Source organism: Enterobacter nematophilus (genome assembly GCF_026344075.1).
GTDB lineage: Bacteria > Pseudomonadota > Gammaproteobacteria > Enterobacterales > Enterobacteriaceae > Enterobacter > Enterobacter nematophilus.
Genome location: NZ_JAPKNE010000002.1, coordinates 138446 through 160859, shown reverse-complemented (window position 1 = coordinate 160859; position 22414 = coordinate 138446). Strand labels below are relative to the sequence as shown.

The window sequence follows — 22414 nt, the reverse complement described above, 5'->3', positions numbered from 1 at the left end:
ACGCTCGGGGATCATAGCGATCCCTGATAGCATTCCTCCAACGATCCTTCCGCCCTGTCATATTCTCGTCATCGTATTCATGATAAAAATGAAGCAATTGCGCGATAACGCTGCGGATCTGGCGCTATTTTGCTCAATTACGGATTTTTACTTTCTGTATCACAATTTCTTATAAAAAAACGGTTTTTTTTACTCGCAATACCCCTGGCAATCGGTTAATCTCGAACTCGTTTTGCCCCATAGAGATAATTATTTCGATGGTGAATAATTTTGTGCGCTGCGCCACAAATGTCACCAGAAACAATTGTCTCATTGTGAACAGATAATTAGTCTCGTCACGTTTGGCATTTTTATAACGATATTTGTCGTTAAGGACTTCAAGGGAAAATAAACAAAATGGTCAAATCTCAACCGTTTCTGAGATATATCTTACGGGGGATCCCGGCGATAGCAGTCGCGGTACTGTTATCTGCATGTAGTACATCTAACACCGCAAAGAATATGCATCCTGAGACGCGTGTTGTGGGAATGGAAGATTCCTCTTCACTGCAAGCCTCTCAGGATGAATTTGAAAATATGGTACGTAATCTGGACGTGAAGTCCCGCATTATGGACCAGTATGCTGACTGGAAAGGCGTGCGTTACCGTCTTGGCGGCAGCACCAAAAAAGGCATTGATTGTTCCGGTTTTGTACAGCGTACCTTCCGCGAGCAATTTGGGTTAGATCTTCCGCGTTCGACCTACGAACAGCAGGAGATGGGCAAGTCGATTTCACGTACCAAACTGCGCACCGGCGATTTAGTGCTGTTCCGTGCAGGTTCTACCGGTCGACATGTGGGCATCTACATTGGTAATGACCAGTTTGTACATGCCTCCACCAGCAGCGGTGTGACCATTTCCAGCATGAATGAACCGTACTGGAAGAAGCGCTACAATGAAGCGCGACGCGTACTGACCCGCAGTTAATATGATAATTGTATCGTTGGTTATCCCTTGGCTGGCGATACAATAAAAAAAAGGCACTGCTTCGGCGGTGTTTTTTTTTGCCCGTTACAATGAATACAATCAGCGGTAATTCAGGAACCACGACGTTTATGCTCACCCGCTACTTCTCCAGTCATCGAAAGATACTGTTCCTCAGTATCATTACCGGCCTGATCGCCGCCCTGCTCCTGGGTTCATTGCAGTTTTTCTGGAGCTATCACAAGCGGGAAATCCGATTCGATACGCTGATCATGGATGTGCGCATCTACATGGAGAGCTATTTTGAAGAGCTGAAAGCCTCGATCGACGTGCTCCAGCCGCTCACGCTCAATAATTGCCAGGACGTTAACGCAGAGCTGACCTCGCGCGCGGCCTTCAGCCTCAACGTACGCGCCTTCCTGCTGGTCAGAGACAAAATGGCGTTCTGCTCGTCAGCCACAGGGCCAATGAACGCCGCGATGGAGGAGCTGATACCCGAGCTGCACATCAACAAGCAGGTTGATATCGCACTGCTGCCCGGCACGCCCATGCTGCCCAATAAGCCCGCGATTGCCATCTGGTATCGTAATCCGCTTGTGAAGGACGGCGGCGTATTCACCTCGGTGAACCTCAACCTGACGCCATACCTGCTCTATACCGCGCGCCAGGACGAGTTTGCAGGCATTGCAATCGTCATCGGCGACAATGCGTTATCCACCACGTCGGGTACCCTCGTCAGGGCGCAGGATTTACATGAAACGCCGGCGCGCACCGCGACGCTCAAAGAAGTTCCTCTGACCATCAACCTGTACGCCGAGGAATGGACGAGCGATGAGATACTTTACGCCCTGTTCTTCGGGCTGGTGTGCGGGATTGCGGCAGGGTCGCTTAACTTTTACATCCTCACGACGCGTCTCAATCCGGGCAAAGAGATTCTGAGCGCCATCAAGCGCGGCCAGTTTTACGTAGTTTATCAGCCCGTTGTCGACGCCAAATCGCTCAGGATGACCGGGCTTGAAGTGCTGATGCGCTGGAAGCACCCGACCATGGGTGAGATCCCGCCGGACGCCTTTATCAATTTTGCCGAAGCGCAGAAGCTGATTGTTCCGCTCACGCTGCATCTTTTTGACCTGATTATTCACGATGCGCCAGTGCTACAGACCGTGCTCCCGCCGGGTGCCAAAGTGGGGATTAATATCGCGCCGGGGCATCTGCATGCGGAAAGCTTCAAAGACGATATGCGCACCTTCAAGGCCCTGCTGCCGCCTGATTACTTCCAGATCGTACTGGAAATTACCGAGCGCGACATGCTGAACCATCGGGAAGCTAACAGCCTCTTCGAATGGCTGCATAACGAAGGGTTTGAAATTGCCATCGACGATTTCGGCACCGGCCACAGCGCGCTGATTTATCTTGAACATTTCACCATGGACTACCTGAAAATCGACCGTGGTTTTGTCAACGCCATTGGCACGGAAACCGTGACCTCCCCGGTGCTGGATGCCGTGCTGACGCTGGCAAGAAGGCTCAACATGTCGACCGTTGCGGAAGGGGTGGAAACGCCGGAACAGGCGGCCTGGCTGCGCGAGCATGGGGTTAATTACCTGCAGGGTTACTGGATTAGCCGCCCGATGCCGCTTGAGCAGTTCCGCACGTGGCAAAATACGCTGTCGCCTGACGGGGAATAATTTCACATTGCCCGTGGCGTCACTTATTATTCAGCTTAACTGAGCCGGTACGTAAAAGAGGGAGCCGCCGCGAGATGTTTATGCGCTTTATGTTGCTTTGGTTGGCAGTCGTGAGCCTGTCCAGCCAGGCGCAAACCATCAAAGAGAACATCGCGTTCGCCGTGATTGGCGAGCCAAAATACGCGGTCAATTTTACGCACTTCGATTACGTCAATCCTGCCGCCCCTAAGGGTGGAAAGGTCACGCTCTCGGCAACGGGAACGTTCGACAACTTTAACCGCTTCGCCCTGCGCGGCGTGGCCGCGGCGCGAACGGAATCGCTCTATGACACGCTTTTTGTTACGTCTGATGATGAACCCGGCAGCTATTATCCGCTGATTGCCGATAACGTGCGCTACGCGGATAACTTCGCCTGGGCCGAAATTACCCTAAACCCCCGGGCCCGCTTTCACGACGGCACGCCGGTCAAGGCCAGCGACGTGGCCTTTACGTTTCATAAATTTATGACCGAAGGCGTTCCCCAGTTCCGCATTGTGTATAAAGGCACAACGGTGCGCGCCATTGCGCCCCTCACCGTACGCATTGAGCTGAGCGAACCGAATAAAGAGAATATGCTCAGCCTGTTCTCGCTGCCGGTAATGCCTGAATCGTTCTGGAAAAACCATAAGTTAAGCGACCCGCTCTCCACGCCGCCGCTGGCAGGTGGCCCTTACCGCATTACCGACTGGCGCATGGGGCAGTACGTGGTCTATTCCCGCGTGAAAGATTACTGGGCGGCTAACCTGCCGGTAAACCGCGGGCGCTGGAATTTCGACACCCTTCGCTATGACTACTATCTCGACGATAACGTGGCGTTTGAAGCGTTCAAAGCCGGCGCCTTCGATTTGCGCGTGGAGAACAGCGCCAAAAACTGGGCGACCCGCTATATCGGTAAAAACTTCACGAAAGGCTACATCGTGAAAGACGAGCATAAAAACGAATCCGCCCAGGACACGCGCTGGCTGGCGTTTAATATTCAGCGCCCGGTATTTAAAGACCGCCGCGTTCGGGAAGCAATCTCCCTGGCCTTTGATTTTGAATGGATGAACAAAGCGCTGTTTTACGGGGCGTACAGCCGTGCGAACAGCTATTTCCAGAATACCGAATATGCCGCGCGCGACTACCCGAAAGCCGAGGAACTGGTCCTGCTGGCGCCGCTGAAAGCGGAAGTGCCGCCGGAGGTGTTTACCACGGTGTTTCAGCCGCCCGCCTCAAAGGGTGACGGTTACGACCGGGACAACCTGCTGAAGGCCAGCAAGCTGCTGGATGAGGCAGGCTGGCAGCTGAAGAATCAGAAACGCGTCGATGCGAAAACCGGCAAGCCTTTAAGCTTTGAGCTGCTGCTCTCCTCCGGCGGCAACGATCAGTGGGTACTGCCGTTTAAGCACAACCTGGCGCGGCTGGGGATCACCATGAACATTCGCCAGGTCGATAACGCGCAGATCACTAACCGAATGCGCAGCCGTGATTACGACATGATGCAGCGCCTGTGGCCCGCGCAGCCGTGGCCCAGCTCGGACCTGCAAATCTCCTGGGCCTCCAGCTACATCGACTCTTCGTACAATGCGCCAGGCGTAAAAAGCCCGGCGATTGATGCCCTGATTGCGAAAATTGTGGCGGCGCAGGGTGATAAAGACAAGCTCCTGCCGCTCGGTCGCGCCCTCGACAGGGTGTTAACCTGGAATTACTACATGCTGCCCATGTGGTATATGGGCGAAGACCGCCTTGCGCGCTGGGACAAGTTCTCCGTGCCTGCCGTGCGCCCTGTCTATTCCCTGGGCTTTGACACCTGGTGGTATGACGTAAATAAAGCCGCCAGACTGCCCGCCGAGCGGCGATAAGGAATTATCATGGGTGCCTATTTAATACGCCGTCTTCTGCTGGTCATTCCCACGCTGTGGGCCATCATCACTATTAACTTTTTTATCGTGCAAATTGCCCCGGGCGGGCCGGTCGATCAGGCCATTGCCGCCATTGAGTTTGGCAACAGCGGCGGCATGCCCGGCGGCGGCGGAGAAGGCATGGGTGCCAGCCATGCGCGCACCGGCGTGGGGAATATCAGTGAAAGCCACTACCGCGGCGGGCGCGGGCTGGATCCGGAGGTGATCGCCGAGATCACCCATCGCTACGGCTTTGATAAGCCGATTCACGAGCGCTATTTCAAAATGCTCTGGGATTATATCCGCTTTGATTTTGGCGATAGCCTGTTCCGCAGTGCCTCCGTGTTAACGTTGATCAAGCAAAGCCTGCCGGTCTCGGTCACGCTGGGGCTGTGGGGGACGCTGATTATCTATCTGGTCTCTATACCGCTCGGGATCCGAAAAGCGGTGCATAACGGCAGCCGCTTCGATATCTGGAGCAGCACCTTCATCATCATCGGCTATGCTATTCCGGCGTTTCTGTTTGCCGTTCTGCTGATCGTCTTCTTTGCCGGGGGCAGCTATTTCGACATCTTCCCGCTGCGGGGGCTGGTCTCCGCCGATTTCAGCACGCTGCCGTGGTACCAGAAAATCACCGACTATCTCTGGCATATCACGCTGCCGGTGCTGGCAACGGTGATCGGCGGGTTTGCCGCCCTGACCATGTTGACCAAAAACGCCTTTCTCGATGAAATCCGCAAGCAGTATGTCGTCACCGCCCGCGCCAAAGGGGTCAGCGAAAAGCAAATCATGTGGAAACACGTTTTCCGCAACGCCATGCTGCTGGTGATCGCAGGGTTTCCGGCCACGTTCATCAGCATGTTTTTTACCGGCTCGCTGCTGATTGAGGTAATGTTCTCGCTCAACGGTCTCGGCCTTCTGGGTTACGAAGCCACCGTGTCGCGCGATTATCCGGTAATGTTCGGTACGCTCTATATTTTCACCCTGATTGGCCTGCTGCTGAATATCATCAGCGATATCAGCTATACGCTGGTCGATCCCCGAATTGATTTTGAGGGCCGCTGATGCCGCGTTTAAGCCCCGTCAACCAGGCCCGCTGGGCCCGTTTTCGTCACAACCGCCGCGGCTACTGGTCGCTGTGGATTTTTGCCGTCCTGTTTGTCCTGAGCATGTGTTCGGAGCTGATCGCCAACGACAAACCGTTGCTGGTGCACTTTAACGACCGCTGGTACGTGCCGGTACTGGCTAACTACAGTGAAAGCGACTTCGGCGGCCCGTTTGCCACGCCTGCGGAGTATCAGGATCCGTGGCTGCGCCAGCAGATAGAACAGCACGGCTGGGCCCTCTGGGCGCCGGTGCGCTTTGGCGCCAACAGCATTAACTTCGCGACCACAACCCCCTTCCCTTCTCCGCCCTCTGCGCAAAACTGGCTGGGGACGGATGCCAACGGCGGCGACGTGCTGGCGCGCATCCTCTACGGTACGCGGATTTCGATTCTTTTTGGGCTGATGCTGACCGTCTTCTCCAGCGTAATGGGCGTGGTGGCCGGCGCCGTTCAGGGCTACTACGGCGGGAAAATTGACCTGTGGGGGCAGCGTATCATCGAAGTCTGGTCCGGTATGCCAACGCTGTTTCTGATCATTCTGCTTTCCAGCGTGGTGCAGCCGGGCTTCTGGTGGCTGCTGGGCATCACCGTTCTGTTTGGCTGGATGGCGCTGGTGGGCGTGGTGCGGGCAGAGTTTCTGCGCACCCGTAATTTCGACTATATCCGCGCCGCGCAGGCGCTTGGGGTAAGCGACCGGGGGATCATCTTCCGCCATATGCTGCCTAACGCCGTGGTGGCGACCCTCACCTTCCTGCCGTTTATTCTGTGCAGTTCAATCACCACCCTCACCTCGCTGGACTTTCTGGGCTTCGGCCTGCCGCTGGGATCGCCGTCGCTCGGCGAACTGCTGCTGCAGGGCAAGAACAACCTGCAGGCGCCGTGGCTGGGCATCACCGCCTTTCTTTCCGTTGCCGTGCTGCTTTCGCTGCTGATTTTTATTGGCGAAGCCGTGCGCGATGCCTTCGATCCCAACAAGGCGGTATAAGATGACGCAGCCACTTCTCAGTATTGATCGCCTGTCGATTGCCTTCTCGAAGCAGGGCGAGACCCGCACCGTGGTCACCGACCTGTCGCTGCAGATCCAGCGCGGTGAAACGCTGGCGCTGGTGGGTGAATCCGGTTCTGGCAAGAGCGTCTCGGCGCTCTCCATCCTGCGTCTGCTGCCCTCTCCGCCCGTAAGCTATCCGCAAGGGGATATTTTGTTTCACGGTCGTTCGCTGCTGCACGCTGACGAACATACCCTGCGCGGTATTCGCGGCAATAAGATTGCCATGATCTTTCAGGAGCCCATGGTTTCCCTTAACCCGCTCCATACCCTGGAAAAACAGCTTTATGAGGTGCTCTCCCTGCACCGGGGGATGCGCAAAGAGGCCGCGCGGGGCGAAATTCTGGATTGTCTGGAACGAACGGGCATACGCAACGCGGCTAAACGGCTGAATGATTTTCCACATCAGCTCTCCGGCGGTGAACGCCAGCGGGTGATGATCGCCATGGCCCTCCTCACGCGCCCCGAGCTGTTAATTGCCGACGAGCCAACGACGGCGCTGGACGTAACGGTGCAGGCGCAAATTCTGACGCTCTTACGGGAGCTGCGTGACGAGCTGGACATGAGCCTGCTGTTTATCACGCACAACCTGAGCATCGTGAAAAAGCTGGCCGACAGCGTCGCGGTCATGCAAAACGGGCGCTGCGTTGAACAGAATATCGCGTCCACGCTGCTGAACGCGCCGCAGCATCCCTATACGCAGCGCCTGCTCGACAGCGAGCCTTCCGGCGACCCGGTGCCCCTCGCGGCAGACAGCACACCGCTGCTGCGCGTCGATGATTTATCCGTCTCGTTCCCGATCCGCAGAGGCATTCTGCGGCGCATCGTCGACCAGAATCCGGTGCTGAAAAACATTCGCTTCTCGCTGCGGCCGGGTGAATCCCTGGGGCTGGTGGGCGAATCCGGTTCAGGTAAGAGCACTACCGGTCTGGCGCTGCTGCGCTTAATTGCCTCTCAGGGCGAGATCCTGTTTGACGATATGCCGCTGCACCGCTGGAACCGCCGCCAGATGCTGCCCGTACGTCCGCGCATGCAGGTGGTGTTTCAGGATCCCAACTCCTCGCTTAACCCGCGCCTCAGCGTGTTGCAGATTATCGAAGAGGGCCTGCGCGTTCACCAGCCTGGCCTGAGCGCGCAGCAGCGGGAACAGGAGGTCATGCGGGTGATGGCGGAAGTGGGCTTAGATCCCGACACCCGCCACCGCTACCCTGCGGAATTTTCCGGCGGACAGCGCCAGCGCATCGCCATTGCCCGCGCGCTGATCCTGAAACCGGAGCTGATTATTCTGGATGAACCGACCTCGTCTCTGGACAGAACCGTCCAGGCGCAGATCCTGGCGCTGCTCAAAGGGCTACAGGAAAAGCACCGGCTGGCCTATATCTTTATCAGCCACGATCTACAGGTGGTTCGGGCGCTATGCCATCAGGTGATTGTGCTGCGACAGGGTGAGGTGGTCGAACAGGGGGATTGCCAGCGCGTATTTACTGCGCCAACGCAGAGCTACACGCGCCAGCTGCTCGCGGCAGACTAGCGCTTAAAACGGATACTGGCCGGAGAAAGGCTCAGCAATCGCAACGCCAAAGTTTTTCAGACGGCAGGTCGCGGCGAATTCGTCCTGGCTTTTCACAAACAGGCACGGCTCCCCTTCGCACTCCAGTACGGAGCTGTCCACTTCGATATCCATCAGGGCCTGGCTGAGACGCTCCATCACCCGCCACGCATTTTCGTCGCTCGGGCTCAGCAGCTTGAGCGCCACCAGGCAATTCTCACAGCCCGCGACGCTTTGCGGAATCGGTTCAACTTTCGAACCTGCAAAACCCGCCGACCAGCGATAGCTCTGGGGCAAGCGATGGACAATGGAGAGTTGTAATGTATTCACGTTCGTTCCCCGGAAGCAAAATTTACTTCACAATTTATTTACATTTATAGTAACACATCATCGCCAACCTGCACTATTCAGCGCTTTTTTATCGGTATCGAGGCTCGCGTCGGCGCTATATGTACCCGTTTCTGCGATCTAACTCAACCTTTTTGAATACAATGATGTGACTTTTTACATAAATAGATTTTACATAAAATAAACAAACACGGGATAAACGAACGCGAGTTTGGTTGATGTGTGTCAACAAAAAAGGCCCTTTCGGGCCTTATCTGCGCGTTAGTGTGCCGCTTTTCGCGGCCGGCTGGCGTAAAGACAGAAGAGTACGGAGCTGGATGCGCAAAATGCCATCGCCCACAGCATGGGCCAGGCCGTAGTAAAGGTCGCCATAGAGAGTAACGCCCCGACGATGGCACCAATCCCGAAGCGGAAGGTTCCCGCCAGAGACGATGCGGTTCCCGCCATGTGCGGGAACTCGTCGAGGATCACCGCCATCGCATTGGACGAGATCATCGACACGCAGCCGACAAAGGCCGCCACGCCGATCACCAGCGCCCAGAAGCCCACGCCCAGGAACGCGCTCACCACCAGCCAGACCGCCATTACAAACTGGATCCACAGCCCGGCGCGGAACATGTTCAGCGCCCCGACGCGTCGGACAAAGCGGCTGTTAATGATGGTCAACACAAACAGGAAGACGATATTGAGCGCAAAATAATAGCCAAAGTGCTGCGGCGAAACGTGGTTCAGCTCGATATAGACAAACGGCCCGGCGCTCAGGAAGGAGAACATTCCGGCGAAGCTGAACCCGCTCGCCAGCATGTAGCTCAGCACCCGCTTGTGGCGAAACAGCGAGGCAAAGTTACCTATCGTGGTCCGAATATGAAATTTCTGGCGGCGCTCGACGGGCAGCGTTTCATCAATAAAGAAGAAAATCATCGCCGAAGCCAGCAGCGCGGCCAGCGCCAGGATCCAGAAAATCGCGTGCCAGCTAAACCACACCAGCACCGCCCCACCGGCCATCGGTGCCACCAGCGGCGCAATCGTCGTCACCAGCATGACGAACGACATCATGCGGGAGAACTCTTCTTTCGGGTAGATATCGCGCATCAGGGCGTTGATCACCACGCTCGCCGCGGCAGCGGCCAGCCCGTGCAGGAAGCGCATGATAATCAGATGATCGATGGTCTGCGCCAGCGCACAGGCGACCGCAGCGGCCGCAAAGACCAGCGTCCCGCCCAGAATCACCGGTTTGCGCCCCAGGCTGTCGGCCATTGGGCCATACAGCAGCTGTCCGAGCGCGAAACCGAGAATATAGGTGCTGAGCGTCATCTGCGCGCTGCCTGCCGGTACGCCAAACTGCGCGGAAATCACCGGCAGCGCAGGCAGATACATGTCGATAGACAGCGGCATCAGCATCGCCAGCAGGCCAAGAATGAAGACAATTTTGAACGACGAGTGTGGCCTGGTGGTCACAGAGTTCTCCTGAAATTAGTGCGAGGGCAGACCGACGCTGGCAATCTCTTCTTCCGTCAGCGGACGATATTCACCGGGCGCCAGGTCGGGATCGAGCGCAATCGCACCGATGCGTTCACGGTGCAGGCCCACAACGTGGTTACCCACGGCGGCAAACATACGTTTCACCTGATGGTAGCGCCCTTCGCTGATGGTCAGACGGACCTCCGTCGGCGCGATCACCTCAAGCACGGCGGGTTTGGTCAGATCTTTCTCATTATGCAGCTGAACGCCTTTCGCGAATTGCTCTGCCGTGTCATCAGCAACCGGCGACTCCAGCGTGACCAGATAGGTTTTCTCGCAGTGGTGGCGCGGGGAAGTAATGCGGTGCGACCACTGACCGTCGTCGGTCATCAGCACCAGACCGGTGGTGTCGATGTCGAGGCGGCCCGCGGCGTGCAGCTTATGCGCAACCGGTTCGTCGAGGAAATAGAGCACCGTCGGGTGATCCGGATCGTCCGTTGAGCAGACATAGCCTTCCGGCTTATTGAGCATGAAATAGCGGGGACCGTGCTGCTGGGTCAGCGGATTGCCGTCGTACTCTACCTGATGGTCAGGCTGGAGTTTGAACGCGCTGTCTCGCACAATGTCGCCATCCACGGTAACGCGGCTGGCGCGTATTTCGCGCCCGGCAATAGCGCGGCTTACGCCGAGTTGCTGAGCGATAAACTTATCAAGTCGCATGAAATCTTTTTAGCCTTAATGGTGCTGGAAGTCGGACCGTGCGTCCGAAAAAAGAAGCAGTCAGGAACGGTTCAGTATAATGGTCTGGTTGCGCCACTCAAGGGAAAAAGTTTCGTGGCATACTATCTATACCCTAAATAATTCGAGTTGCATGAAGGCGGCAAAGGAGTGAATCCCCGGGAGCTTACATAAGTAAGTGACCGGGGTGAACGAGTGCAGCCAACGCACAGGCAACTTGAAGTATGACGGGTATATGTGCGGAATAACGAAACCGAGACCTTATGACTTTTACACTTCGTCCCTATCAGCAGGAAGCCGTTGACGCGACCCTCGCCTGGTTCCGCAAACACCGGGAACCGGCGGCCATTGTCCTCCCGACCGGTGCAGGCAAGAGCCTCGTCATTGCCGAGCTGGCTCGCCTTGCGCGCGGTCGCGTGCTGGTGCTGGCGCACGTCAAAGAGCTGGTCGCGCAAAACCATGCCAAGTATTGCGCGCTGGGGCTGGAAGCCGACATTTTCGCCGCCGGGCTGAAGCGCAAAGAGAGCCACGGCAAAGTGGTTTTCGGCAGCGTACAGTCGGTGGCCCGCAACCTGGATCTGTTCCGCAGCGAGTTTTCGCTGCTGATTGTCGACGAATGTCACCGCATCAGCGATGACGACGACAGCCAGTATCAGCAAATCCTCACTCACCTGAAAGAGGTGAACCCTCACTTACGCCTGCTCGGCCTGACGGCCACCCCGTTTCGCCTGGGCAAAGGCTGGATCTATCGCTTTCATTATCACGGCATGGTGCGCGGCGACGAGAAAGCGCTGTTCAGCGACTGTATCTATGAACTTCCGCTGCGCTACATGATTAAGCACGGCTACCTGACGCCGCCCGAGCGGCTGGATATGCCGGTGGTGCAGTATGATTTCAGCCGGTTGCAGGCGCAGAGCAACGGCTTGTTCAGCGAAGCTGACCTCAATCAGGAGCTGAAAAAGCAAAAGCGGATCACGCCGCATATCATTAGCCAGATCGAAGAATTTGCGCAGACGCGCAAAGGGGTCATGATTTTCGCCGCCACCGTTGAGCACGCGCGCGAAATCACCGGATTGCTGCCCGCTGACGACGCGGCGCTGATCACTGGCGAAACGCCCGGCCCGGAGCGCGACAGGCTGATTGATGCCTTCAAAGCACAGCAGTTTCGCTATCTGGTCAACGTCTCTGTTTTGACTACCGGTTTCGATGCCCCGCACGTGGATCTGATCGCCATTCTGCGCCCTACCGAATCCGTCAGCCTGTATCAGCAGATTGTCGGCCGCGGCCTGCGCCTGGCCCCGGGAAAAACCGACTGTCTGATCCTCGATTACGCGGGTAACCCGCACGATCTCTACTCCCCCGAAGTGGGCACGCCGAAAGGCAAAAGCGACAACGTGCCGGTGCAGGTGTTTTGCCCGGCCTGCGGCTTCGCCAACACCTTCTGGGGAAAAACCACCGCCGACGGCACGCTGATTGAACACTTTGGCCGCCGCTGTCAGGGCTGGTTTGAAGATGATGAGGGACATCGCGAGCAGTGCGATTTCCGCTTCCGCTTCAAAAACTGCCCGCAGTGCAACGCCGAAAACGACATCGCCGCCCGCCGCTGCCGCGAGTGCGACACGGTGCTGGTGGACCCGGACGACATGCTGAAAGCGGCGCTGAAGCTGAAGGATGCGCTGGTGCTGCGCTGCTCCGGCATGGCGCTGCAGCCCGGCGCGGATGAAAAAGGCGAATGGCTGAAAATCACCTATTACGACGAGGATGGCGCTGACGTCAGCGAACGGTTCAGGGTTCAGACGCCTGCCCAGCGCACGGCATTTGAGCAGCTCTTCATCCGCCCGCATACCCGTACGCCCGGCGTGCCGCTGCGCTGGATAACCGTCGCGGATATCGTTCATCAGCAGGTGCTGCTGCGCCACCCCGACTTCGTGGTCGCCCGCAAGAAAGGCCAGTTCTGGCAGGTTCGCGAGAAGGTCTTTGACTATGAAGGCCGCTTCCGTCGGGCAAATGAATTGCGCGGTTAACGGGACTTTTCATTGATGTGCGGGGCATTTGAGTATAAAATGCCGCCCGCTTCACATCCGTGGAGCAGAACACTCACCTGCTGCTGGGTCGCCTGTAGTAGGGTTTTAAATACAGAGAGAAATCAATGTTCACTATCGAAGCAGAAGTACGTAACGTGCAGGGTAAGGGTGCGAGCCGCCGCCTGCGTACCGCTAACAAGTTCCCGGCTATCGTTTACGGTGGCGAAGCTGCTCCAGTTGCTATCGAACTGGATCACGACAAAGTATGGAACATGCAGAACAAAGCTGAGTTCTACAGCGAAGTTCTGACCATCGTTGTTGGCGGTAAAGAAGAAAAAGTGAAGGTTCAGGCCGTTCAGCGTCACGCGTTCAAGCCAAAACTGACTCACATCGACTTCGTTCGCGCGTAATCGCAAACCAGTCGAAAAAAAACCCCGCAGCTGCGGGGTTTTTTTATGGCTGTTATTTACCGCCAGAGGTGCGGCGCTGAAGCTGATCGCGCAGGTTCGGCGGCGTACCTTTGATGGTCAGGGTGTCGGTTGCCGGATCCCAGAAGATGCGTTCACCTAACAGCATGGCGTCAAAGTTAATGGTTAACCCACCGCCGCTGCCGGCAAATTTGGTTAACTGACGCAGCGTGCTGCGATCCGCCGGGAAGCTCTCCTCAAGCTCATAGCCTTTCTCCGCGGTAAATTCCTGGAAGCTCACTTCGCTGACGCCCGCCAGCTCTTTTGACAGCGACTCCAGCTCAATCTCTTCCCCCGCCTGCAGCTGCTCGTTGCAGTAGCTGTAAACCTGCTGGCGTACGGTCTGGCGTTCAGATTTATCGAGCTGCGCTTCAGCCGTGAAGTCATCAACGGCCTGCAGCAGCCCTTTGTTCTGCGCTTTGGCGTTCAGGCCTTCACTGGCGCCGAGGAAGTCCATAAAGAAATCGGCCACTTTACGGCCCACGCGCCCCTTCAGGAAGGTGAGGTAGCGGGTCGACTCCGGGTTGGTTTCCCACTCGGTCAAATCAATACGCGCCACAATATCCGCATGGTTGATATCCAGATAGTGCGTTGAGCTGATGTCCAGCTGTTCGTTCACGCGCATGCTGCTTAAGTTATTCAGCACGCTGACCAGCAGGTACTCTACCGCCAGGTAACGATAGTGGCAGAACAGGACAATACCGCCGTCGGCGAAAGGATATTTCGCCAGCTCGTCGCGCAGACGCCCGGTTGCCGCACGGCTAAACGCCAGGAAATCCTCTTCGCCCTGACGCTGCAGGCGCAGGCTATCGGCCAGCTCACTCTCTTCGCTGAACAGACCATAGGCTTTATTTTTAGCGCTGTAGACGCGATGCAGCTCTGCCATCATTTCCACAACGGTTACCGTGGGTTCCAGTAACGAATCGCGTAGCACCACTTCAAGGGTTTGCTCATCACGCTTGATAAGCTGGTGCAAGGCAATCTGGTTGATTTCCAGACTCATGATAAACTCTCCTTTTAGACCGGGCGGTATTCAACCACCACCAGGACATGTGTGCAACAACAGATAAAAAAGGGGAAAAAAAGCTGTTGCTACGGTAATATGTTGCCCTTTCATCAACAAACTGATTTTGATTTATGCCACAACATTCCCGCTACAGTGATGAACACGTTGAACAACTGCTCAGTGAGCTGGTCAACGTACTGGAAAAACATAAAACGCCGACCGATCTCTCCCTGATGGTTTTGGGAAATATGGTCACCAACCTTATCAACACCAGCGTTGCTCCGGCTCAGCGTCAGGCGATCGCCAAATCTTTCGCCCAGGCGTTACAGTCATCCGTCAGCAACGACCAGGCCCATTAAGGGAAACGAACAACAGTTTATGGTGACGAATCGTCAGCGCTACCGTGAAAAAGTCTCCCAGATGGTCAGCTGGGGACACTGGTTTGCCCTGTTCAACATTCTGCTAGCGACGGTAATTGGCTGTCGTTATCTGTTTGTCGCAGACTGGCCCACCACGCTAACCGGGCGTATCTACTCCTGGATAAGCGTCGTCGGTCACTTTAGCTTTTTGGTCTTCGCCACCTATCTGCTGATCCTGTTTCCTCTGACGTTTATCGTCATGTCGCAGCGTTTGATGCGGTTCTTGTCCGCAATCCTTGCGACGGTGGGGATGACGCTGCTGCTTATCGACAGTGAAGTGTTCACCCGTTTCCACCTGCATCTCAACCCTATCGTCTGGGAACTGGTCATAAACCCGGACCAGAACGAAACGGCCCGCGACTGGCAGCTGATGTTCATCAGCGTCCCGGTGATCCTGTTGATCGAGATGCTGTTTGCCACCTGGAGCTGGCAAAAGCTCCGCAGCCTGACCCGACGCCGCCATTACGCGAAGCCCGTCGCCGCGCTCTTTTTCGTCTCATTTATCAGTTCGCACATCATGTATATCTGGGCGGATGCGAACTTCTATCGCCCTATTACCATGCAGCGCGCTAACCTGCCGCTCTCTTATCCGATGACGGCCCGTCGTTTCCTTGAGAAGCACGGCCTGCTTGATGCCCAGGAGTATCAGCGCCGTCTGGTCGAACAGGGTAATCCGGAAGCGGTTAGCGTGCAGTATCCGCTGAGCGATCTGCGCTATCGCGATATGGGTCGCGGGCAAAACGTACTGCTGATTACCGTCGATGGCCTGAACTATTCCCGTTACGAGAAGCAGATGCCTGCGCTGGCCGATTTCGCGAGTCAGAACGTGTCGTTTACCCAGCATATGAGTTCAGGTAACTCAACCGATGCGGGTATCTTTGGCCTGTTCTACGGCATTTCTGCCGGATATATGGACGGCGTGCTGTCTGCTCGCATCCCTGCGGCGCTGATCACCGGGCTTAATCAGCAGGGCTATCAGTTAGGGCTGTTCTCATCGGACGGCTTCAACAGTTCACTGTACCGCCAGGCGCTGCTCTCTGATTTCTCACTGCCTGCCGCGCAGAGCCAGTCTGATGCTCAGACCGCAAACCAGTGGATAAACTGGCTGCATCGCTACGCGCAGGAAGATAACCGCTGGTTCTCGTGGGTGGCCTTCAACGGCACAACGCTTAACGACAGCAACCAGGCAGGCTTTGCGCGCCGCTACGGCCGCGCGGCCAGCGATGTTGACGCACAGATTGGCCGCGTGCTTGACGCGCTACGTGAATCGGGCAAGCTTGATAACACCGTCGTGATCGTGACCGCGGGGCATGGCGTACCGTTAGGCGACGAGACGAAGAGCATGAGCTGGTCACGTCCAAACCTGCACGTTCCGCTGGTGATCCACTGGCCGGGAACGCCGGCGCAGCGCATCAATATGCTCACAGAACATAAAGACGTCATGACGACCCTGATGCAGCGCCTGCTGCACGTCAGTACGCCAGCAAACGAGTATTCCCAGGGGCAGGATCTCTTCAGCGCCACGCGCCGCCATAACTGGGTGACGGCTGCTGACGGCAACACGCTGGTGGTGACCACGCCGAAGCTGACGCTGGTGCTGAACAGCAACGGGAACTATCAGACCTATAATCTGCAGGGTGAACGGCTGAAGGACCAGAAACCACAGCTTAGCCTGCTGCTGCAGGTCCTGACGGATGAGAAACGTTTTATCGCTAACTGATTAATTATAAACCAGTTAGCGACAGATTCCCTTGCATTCGAAACGGAATCGAGTAGTATCTTTTTATGCGTCGGCACGTAGCGCAGCCTGGTAGCGCACCGTCATGGGGTGTCGGGGGTCGGAGGTTCAAATCCTCTCGTGCCGACCAAAAACACATTGAAAACCAGCCTCTTATGGCTGGTTTTTTTATTGCCTGTAAAAAAGCCAGCCCGCAGGCTGGCTTCTTATAGCAGATAAACGCTTAGTGTTTTTCACGTCCGCCCAGGAAGAAAATGCCCAGCGGGATTGCCAGCAGAACGGTGAAGACAAGGCTGTAAACGAAGATCATCGCCGACTGCAGCACATACATGCTGGTAGTCCAGGCGGAGAGAGGAATGTTGTACTGTTCGATGACGCCAACAATGGTGGCCCGCCCGACGCAGGCGGCAGCAATCATAAACACGACAAGTAGCGCCAGGAGGAACTTGCGGCCTTCAGGTGTTTTCAGTTTTGCACGAACCATCTCTCTTCCCTTTCACAGATGAATAACATTATAGAGAGCCTAAAATAACACGAACGCCCGCCACACTCCACACCAGTACAAACACCTGCCAAAACGGTAAATATTAAGTTTATTACGCTACATATAATGAAAATGTAGGTAAATCACACCAATCATTCACACTCGTTATGTTAGTCTGTTCAGGACCGTTTTGACATAAAGGAATGACGATGAAAAACGCACCTAAATTTGCCATGGCGCTTCTCGCCGCCGCGTGCGCCAGCACCAGCGCTTTCGCCAGTGACGCCCAAAAAGCGCAGCCGCTGGAAAAAGTTGCCCCCTATCCGCAAGCGGAAAAAGGCATGAAGCGTCAGGTGATTCAGCTGCCGGTTCAGCAGGACGAAGCGAATTACAAAGTCGAACTGTTAATTGGCAAGACGCTGGAAGTGGACTGCAATCAGCATCGTCTGGGCGGTCAGCTGGAAAGCAAAACCCTGGAAGGCTGGGGCTACGACTATTACGTCTTTGATAAAGTGACCTCTCCGGTTTCCACCATGATGGCCTGCCCGGACGGCAAGAAAGAGAAGAAATTTGTGACGGCGTATCTGGGCGATAACAGCCTGCTGCGCTACAACAGCAAGTTGCCGATCGTGGTATATACGCCTGAAAACGTGGAAGTAAAATATCGCGTGTGGAAGGCAGAAGAGACGGTCGGACAAGCGGTAGTACGCTAAAAATAAGTCGGGTGGCGGCTTAGCCGTCAGCCGTTGACTTTAAACACAGCTGCTCACCCCACCCCTCTCCCACCGGGAGAGAGAGAAAACGCTAAAAACGGTAACGGATGTTACCGTTTTGCTTTTACCTTACAGCGCAATATCCGCAACCGGTTTGTTTTCCGGCTGAGGCTTCAGCTCCGCCTTCGGTGCAGCGTCCGCAGCCTGCGGCTTCACGTACTGCAGCTGCAGCACGCGGCTGGTGTACTCCAGCTCCTGCTCCGTCGCATCCACGTTACCGTTCAGCTTCGTGCCGTAGGAAGGAATAATAGTTTTCAGCTTCGCCTGCCATTCCGGGCTGGCGACTTTGTCTTTAAACACTTTTTCCATCAGGTGCAGCATGATTGGCGCAGCGGTAGACGCACCCGGTGACGCACCCAGCAGCGCGGCGATCGTGCCATCCTTATCGCTCACCACTTCGGTACCCAGACGCAGCACGCCGCCCTCTTTCGGATCGCGCTTGATGATCTGCACGCGCTGACCCGCCTGCCACAGACGCCAGTCTTCTTTCTTCGCCTGCGGATAGTACTCTTTCAGCGCCTCGAAGCGTTCTTCATCAGAAAGCATCACCTGGCTAATCAGGTATTTCACCAGATCGAAGTTATCCAGCCCCACGTCCATCATCGGTTTGACGTTAGAGGTGGTGGTCGCGCTCAGCAGATCCCACAGTGAGCCGTTTTTCAGGAACTTGGTGGAGAAGGTCGCGAACGGTCCGAACAGCACTACGCGCTTACCGTCAAGCATGCGGGTGTCGATGTGCGGGACGGACATCGGTGGCGCGCCCACGGAAGCCTGACCGTACACTTTCGCCAGATGACGATTCACCACTTCCGGGTTCTCGGACACCAGGAACTGACCGCCGACCGGGAAGCCCGCGTAGTCGTCAGCTTCAGGAATACCGGACTCCTGCAGCAGCTTCAGCGCCGCGCCGCCCGCACCGATGAAGACAAATTTCGCCTTAATGACGTGCTCGGCTTCATTGTTTTTCAGATCGGCAACGGTCACGCTCCAGCTGTTGTCCGCATTGCGCTTAAAGCCGCGCACTTCGGTGCTGAGCTGCAGATTGAAGTTATCTTTCTTCTTCAGGGACGCCACCAGCTGACGGGTAATCTCGCCGTAGTTCACGTCGGTCCCGATTTCGGTGCGGGTCGCCGCCACTTTCTGGTTCGGATCGCGACCTTCCATGACCAGCGGTGCCCACTCTTTAATCTGCGCGTGGTCTTCAGAGTATTTCATCCCGCGGAACAGGGTGCTCTGCTGCAGCGCAGCGTAGCGCGCGCGCAGGAAATTGACGTTCTGCTCGCCCCACACAAAGCTCATGTGCGGCACGGTATTGATGAAGGAGTGCGGGTCGTGCATCACGCCGCTGTTGACCTGGTGAGACCAGAACTGACGCGAGATCTGGAACGCTTCGTTGATCTCTACCGCCTTCTCGATACTAATGGAACCGTCCTTTTTCTGCGGCGTATAGTTCAGTTCCATGAGTGCCGAATGGCCCGTACCGGCGTTGTTCCAGCCGTTAGAGCTCTCCTGCGCCACGCCATCGAGACGCTCGACCATGGTCATGGACCAGTCCGGCTGCAGTTCTTGCAGATAGGTTCCCAGCGTGGCGCTCATGATGCCGCCACCAATCAAAAGGACGTCCGTTTCCTGCTCTTTTGGTGCGTCTGCTTTCGCTGCCATTGAGACGGCGCTGAGCCCAACGGCCAGAGAAAAGAGCATGGCAGTCATTTTTTTCATAATTTATGCCTTAGTGTAAAAGTGCTTGATGCGTGGAAATTGCAGGTGAAAAAAGCTGCGTGGGCACGGTAACAACTTTTAAATATTGTTTAAAGGTTACGAAATTATTGTAATTGTGAAATTTAATGATGGATTGTTTGTAGGGGATTGCGGCGCGCAACTGGCAATACGGGGAATTTATGGCTACTATGCTGCACTTTGTGATCGCGCGCACGGAAGCCTGCCCTAACCAGCGAACTGTTATGTCCTTACCCCATTCTGCTGTATCCCCTGAAGACAGCGTAGCCAGCGTGCTGCGCTCCCCTAAACAACTGACGCGTGAAACGCTGGCGGGCGTAATTACCGCTCTGGCGCTGATCCCCGAGGTCATCTCATTTTCCGTGGTGGCGGGCGTTGACCCGAAGGTTAGCCTGATCGCCTCCGTGGTGCTGTGTCTTACTCTCTCTGTGCTGGGGGGGCGTCCGGCGATGGTCACGGCTGCGGCCGGTTCCGTGGCGCTGGTGATTGGCCCGATGGTACATCAGCACGGCGTACAGTACATTCTTCCCGCCGTGCTGATGGCTGGCGCGATCCAGATTTTGTTTGGCGTGCTGGGCATGGCAAGACTGATGCGCTTTATTCCCCAGTCGGTGATGACCGGATTTGTTAACGCCCTGGGCATTTTGATTTTCTTCGCTCAGGTGCCGCATTTCTGGAGCCGAAGCCCGCTGATTGTGGGCCTGTTCGTGCTGACGCTGCTGATTGTGCTGTGGGTGCCGCGCTATATTAAAAGCGTCCCTTCCCCGCTGATTGCGATTGTGCTGTTAACCCTTTTCACCGTCACCACCGGTCAGGTCCTGCCGACCGTCGGTGATGAAGGCTCAATGACTGGCGGTCTGCCTGGATTTACCGAGCTGCTGGTGCCGTTTAATTTGCAAACGCTGAGCATTATCTGGCCGTGCGCGTTGAGCATTGCCTTCGTCGGTCTGCTGGAGTCCCTGCTGACGGCAAAACTGGTGGACGAACTGACGGTTACGCCCTCCAGCAAGCGTCGCGAGAGCATCGGGCTGGGCGTAGGTAATATCATGGCCGGGCTTTACGGTGGCATTGCGGGCTGCGCGATGATCGGACAAACCATCGTTAACGTGGAGATGGGAAAAGGACGAAGCCGCATTTCAACCATTGCGGCAGGCATCGTGCTGCTGATCCTGGTGACGGCACTCAGTGAAGTGATGGCTAAAATCCCGATGGCGGTGCTCGCGGGGATTATGGCGATTGTCGCCGTCAAAACCTTCAGCTGGCACAGCCTTCAGCCCGCCACGATAAAAAATGCCCCGGTTGCAGAAACGGTGGTAATGCTGGTGACCGTTGCCGCAACGGTATCGACCGGCAATCTGGCGGTTGGCGTGCTGGGCGGGATTATCGTCATGGCACTGATCCCCGCCCGCATTAAGCGTCGGGTTAAAGCAGAAAAATCGTTGCCAGCCCAAGAAAAATAAAGAAACCGCCGGTATCGGTGATGGCGGTGATCATCACGCTCGACCCCACCGCGGGGTCGCGCTTCAGTTTGGTCATCGTCAGCGGGATAATGACGCCCATCATCGATGCCACCAGTAAATTCAGCACCATCGCCAGCATCATCACGCCGCCTAAAGCCATATCGTCATACAGCCACCAGGTGATGCCGCCCATAATGCCGCCCCATACCAGGCCGTTGATCAGCGCCACCCCCATTTCCCTGAAGATCAGAAAGGCGAAGTTACCGGGCTGAATATTTTCCAGCGCCAGCGCGCGGACGATCATGGTGATGGTCTGGTTTCCGGTGTTGCCGCCAATCCCGGCCACAATCGGCATCAGCGAGGCCAGCGCCACCAGCTGCGAAATGGTGTGTTCAAAGCCGTCAATCACGCGGGAGGCGATAAAGGCGGTACACAGGTTAATAGCCAGCCACGCCCAGCGGGTTTTCACCGCCTTGCCGACGGAGGCGTGGACGTCATCTTCGGCGCTGATCCCGCCTAGCGCGCGGAGGTCGTTATCGGTCTCTTCATAAACCACGTCAACGATTTCATCGATGGTCAGACGGCCCATCAGCTTGCCGACGGAGTCTACGACCGCCGCACTCACAAGGTCATCACGTTCAAAGGTACGCGCCGCTTTTTCCGCATCGTCTTCCGGGGAGAAGACCATCGGCTCGTTTTCCATCACCTCGCTCACCTTCTGCTGGGTGCTGTTGAGCAGGATGGTTTTCAGCTCCAGCTCGCCGAGCAGGGTTTTATCCCGCGCGGTGACAAACAGCTTATCGGTGTTGTCCGGCATTTTGCCCAGGCGGCGCAGGTAGCGCTGTACGGTACCGAGCGTGACGTCCGGACGTACCGTGATAACGCCAAACTCCATGATCGCGCCAACGCTGTTTTTCTCGTAGTGCATCACCTGACGCACGCGCGCGCGTTCATCGGCAGGCAGAGAGGCCAGCAGGCGACCGGTCAGATTACGCGGCAGGTGCTGTACAAGGTAAATCTGCTCGTCGATATCCAGGGTTTGCAGGGCGTCGAGGATGTCCCGGTCGCTCATCTCGTCGATCAGGTCATCCCAGACATTTTCGGATGCCTCAAGCAGGACCTGGCCACGCTCGTGATCCTGCACCAGGCGCCAGAGGGCGTGACGCTCTTCCGAAGGAAGCGCTTCCAGGGTATCCGCCAGATCCGGCGGCGGTAAATGAGCAACCAGCGCACCTACCTCAGCAATATCGTCGGCTAAGGTGCCGACATCATATTGCTCAGCCAGGGTCAGTTTGCCTAATAGCGTAGACGTGACCGCTTTATCGGTCGTGAGAAGCCAGATGAGTCGCGCACGTTCCTGGTCACGCTGCCTGGCGCTGTTTTTCTTTAATACCGACATCAATCATAAATCCATTAAAAGAGTTGGCGTTAAGCATAGCGCGGGGATATGTAAATAAGAATAAACAACGGGCCGAGGTGGAGAAAAAAAC

Annotated in this window: 19 protein-coding genes and 1 tRNA gene; 13 read left to right on the top strand and 7 right to left on the bottom strand. The window is 56.1% G+C overall.

Going from position 1 to position 22414, the window contains the following annotated elements; translation table 11 throughout:
* Positions 1-396 precede the first annotated feature (396 nt).
* From mepS to yejF, 6 genes are all read left to right on the top strand, one after another.
* Positions 397-966 carry a bifunctional murein DD-endopeptidase/murein LD-carboxypeptidase gene (gene mepS, locus OSH03_RS07480; RefSeq protein ID WP_028013877.1) on the top strand — a complete coding sequence of 190 codons (570 nt, stop codon included), beginning with the start codon at positions 397-399 and terminating at the stop codon, positions 964-966.
* Between the two features lie 128 nt (positions 967-1094).
* Entirely contained in the window at positions 1095-2651 is a 1557-nt protein-coding gene (locus tag OSH03_RS07475) for a cyclic di-GMP phosphodiesterase (RefSeq protein WP_266178712.1), read from the top strand.
* A gap of 74 nt (positions 2652-2725) precedes the next feature.
* Positions 2726-4531 carry an extracellular solute-binding protein gene (locus OSH03_RS07470; protein WP_266178711.1) on the top strand — a complete coding sequence of 602 codons (1806 nt, stop codon included), beginning with the start codon at positions 2726-2728 and terminating at the stop codon, positions 4529-4531.
* 9 nt (positions 4532-4540) lie between these two features.
* A complete protein-coding gene (locus OSH03_RS07465) occupies positions 4541-5635 on the top strand; it encodes a microcin C ABC transporter permease YejB (RefSeq protein WP_028013880.1) in 1095 nt (364 codons plus the stop codon).
* Positions 5635-6660 carry an ABC transporter permease gene (locus OSH03_RS07460; protein ID WP_041908986.1) on the top strand — a complete coding sequence of 342 codons (1026 nt, stop codon included), beginning with the start codon at positions 5635-5637 and terminating at the stop codon, positions 6658-6660. The genes OSH03_RS07465 and OSH03_RS07460 overlap by 1 nt, the downstream gene beginning before the upstream one ends.
* Position 6661: 1 nt before the next feature.
* Positions 6662-8251 carry a microcin C ABC transporter ATP-binding protein YejF gene (gene yejF / locus OSH03_RS07455; protein WP_266178710.1) on the top strand — a complete coding sequence of 530 codons (1590 nt, stop codon included), beginning with the start codon at positions 6662-6664 and terminating at the stop codon, positions 8249-8251.
* A gap of 3 nt (positions 8252-8254) precedes the next feature.
* Here yejF and OSH03_RS07450 read toward each other — a convergent pair whose 3' ends face one another.
* The 3 genes from OSH03_RS07450 to rsuA form a co-directional block, all read right to left on the bottom strand.
* Positions 8255-8599, bottom strand: a complete 345-nt coding sequence (locus tag OSH03_RS07450; protein WP_266178709.1) for a YejG family protein — start codon at positions 8597-8599, stop codon at positions 8255-8257.
* Positions 8600-8878: 279 nt separating this feature from the next.
* On the bottom strand, positions 8879-10075 hold the full coding sequence (locus OSH03_RS07445) for a Bcr/CflA family multidrug efflux MFS transporter (protein WP_266178708.1): 1197 nt from the start codon (positions 10073-10075) through the stop codon (positions 8879-8881).
* 15 nt (positions 10076-10090) lie between these two features.
* On the bottom strand, positions 10091-10798 hold the full coding sequence (gene rsuA, locus OSH03_RS07440) for a 16S rRNA pseudouridine(516) synthase RsuA (protein WP_266178707.1): 708 nt from the start codon (positions 10796-10798) through the stop codon (positions 10091-10093).
* A gap of 281 nt (positions 10799-11079) precedes the next feature.
* Between rsuA and radD the strand changes: the two genes are divergently transcribed.
* Positions 11080-12840, top strand: coding sequence for a DNA repair helicase RadD (gene radD, locus OSH03_RS07435; protein WP_266178706.1), 1761 nt, complete (start codon positions 11080-11082; stop codon positions 12838-12840).
* A gap of 125 nt (positions 12841-12965) precedes the next feature.
* The gene (gene rplY / locus OSH03_RS07430; protein WP_061097582.1) at positions 12966-13250 is read left to right on the top strand and encodes a 50S ribosomal protein L25; all 285 of its coding nucleotides are present in this window, start codon (positions 12966-12968) and stop codon (positions 13248-13250) included.
* A gap of 52 nt (positions 13251-13302) precedes the next feature.
* On the opposite strand, the gene yejK is transcribed toward rplY, so the two are convergent.
* Positions 13303-14310 (bottom strand): nucleoid-associated protein YejK, encoded by a 1008-nt coding sequence (gene yejK, locus OSH03_RS07425; protein ID WP_266178705.1) that lies wholly within the window; start codon positions 14308-14310, stop codon positions 13303-13305.
* 134 nt (positions 14311-14444) lie between these two features.
* Between yejK and OSH03_RS07420 the strand changes: the two genes are divergently transcribed.
* From OSH03_RS07420 to OSH03_RS07410, 3 genes are all read left to right on the top strand, one after another.
* Entirely contained in the window at positions 14445-14672 is a 228-nt protein-coding gene (locus tag OSH03_RS07420; protein ID WP_014884596.1) for a YejL family protein, read from the top strand.
* A 19-nt stretch (positions 14673-14691) separates the two neighbouring features.
* Complete coding sequence (yejM, locus tag OSH03_RS07415) at positions 14692-16452, top strand: LPS biosynthesis-modulating metalloenzyme YejM (protein ID WP_061097581.1); 1761 nt, start codon at positions 14692-14694, stop codon at positions 16450-16452.
* A gap of 71 nt (positions 16453-16523) precedes the next feature.
* A tRNA-Pro gene (locus OSH03_RS07410) sits at positions 16524-16600 on the top strand.
* A gap of 93 nt (positions 16601-16693) precedes the next feature.
* Here OSH03_RS07410 and OSH03_RS07405 read toward each other — a convergent pair.
* Complete coding sequence (locus OSH03_RS07405) at positions 16694-16954, bottom strand: DUF2534 family protein (RefSeq protein WP_008500962.1); 261 nt, start codon at positions 16952-16954, stop codon at positions 16694-16696.
* A gap of 209 nt (positions 16955-17163) precedes the next feature.
* Between OSH03_RS07405 and eco the strand changes: the two genes are divergently transcribed.
* The gene (gene eco / locus OSH03_RS07400) at positions 17164-17667 is read left to right on the top strand and encodes a serine protease inhibitor ecotin (protein WP_253542821.1); all 504 of its coding nucleotides are present in this window, start codon (positions 17164-17166) and stop codon (positions 17665-17667) included.
* 129 nt (positions 17668-17796) lie between these two features.
* Here the strand turns inward: eco and mqo are convergent, their stop codons facing one another.
* Complete coding sequence (mqo, locus tag OSH03_RS07395; protein WP_151413974.1) at positions 17797-19446, bottom strand: malate dehydrogenase (quinone); 1650 nt, start codon at positions 19444-19446, stop codon at positions 17797-17799.
* A 188-nt stretch (positions 19447-19634) separates the two neighbouring features.
* On the opposite strand from mqo, the gene OSH03_RS07390 reads away from it, so the two are divergent.
* A complete protein-coding gene (locus OSH03_RS07390) occupies positions 19635-20924 on the top strand; it encodes a SulP family inorganic anion transporter (protein WP_266178919.1) in 1290 nt (429 codons plus the stop codon).
* Here the strand turns inward: OSH03_RS07390 and mgtE are convergent.
* Positions 20887-22323, bottom strand: a complete 1437-nt coding sequence (mgtE, locus tag OSH03_RS07385) for a magnesium transporter (protein WP_266178704.1) — start codon at positions 22321-22323, stop codon at positions 20887-20889. The genes OSH03_RS07390 and mgtE overlap by 38 nt on opposite strands.
* Positions 22324-22414 lie beyond the last annotated feature (91 nt).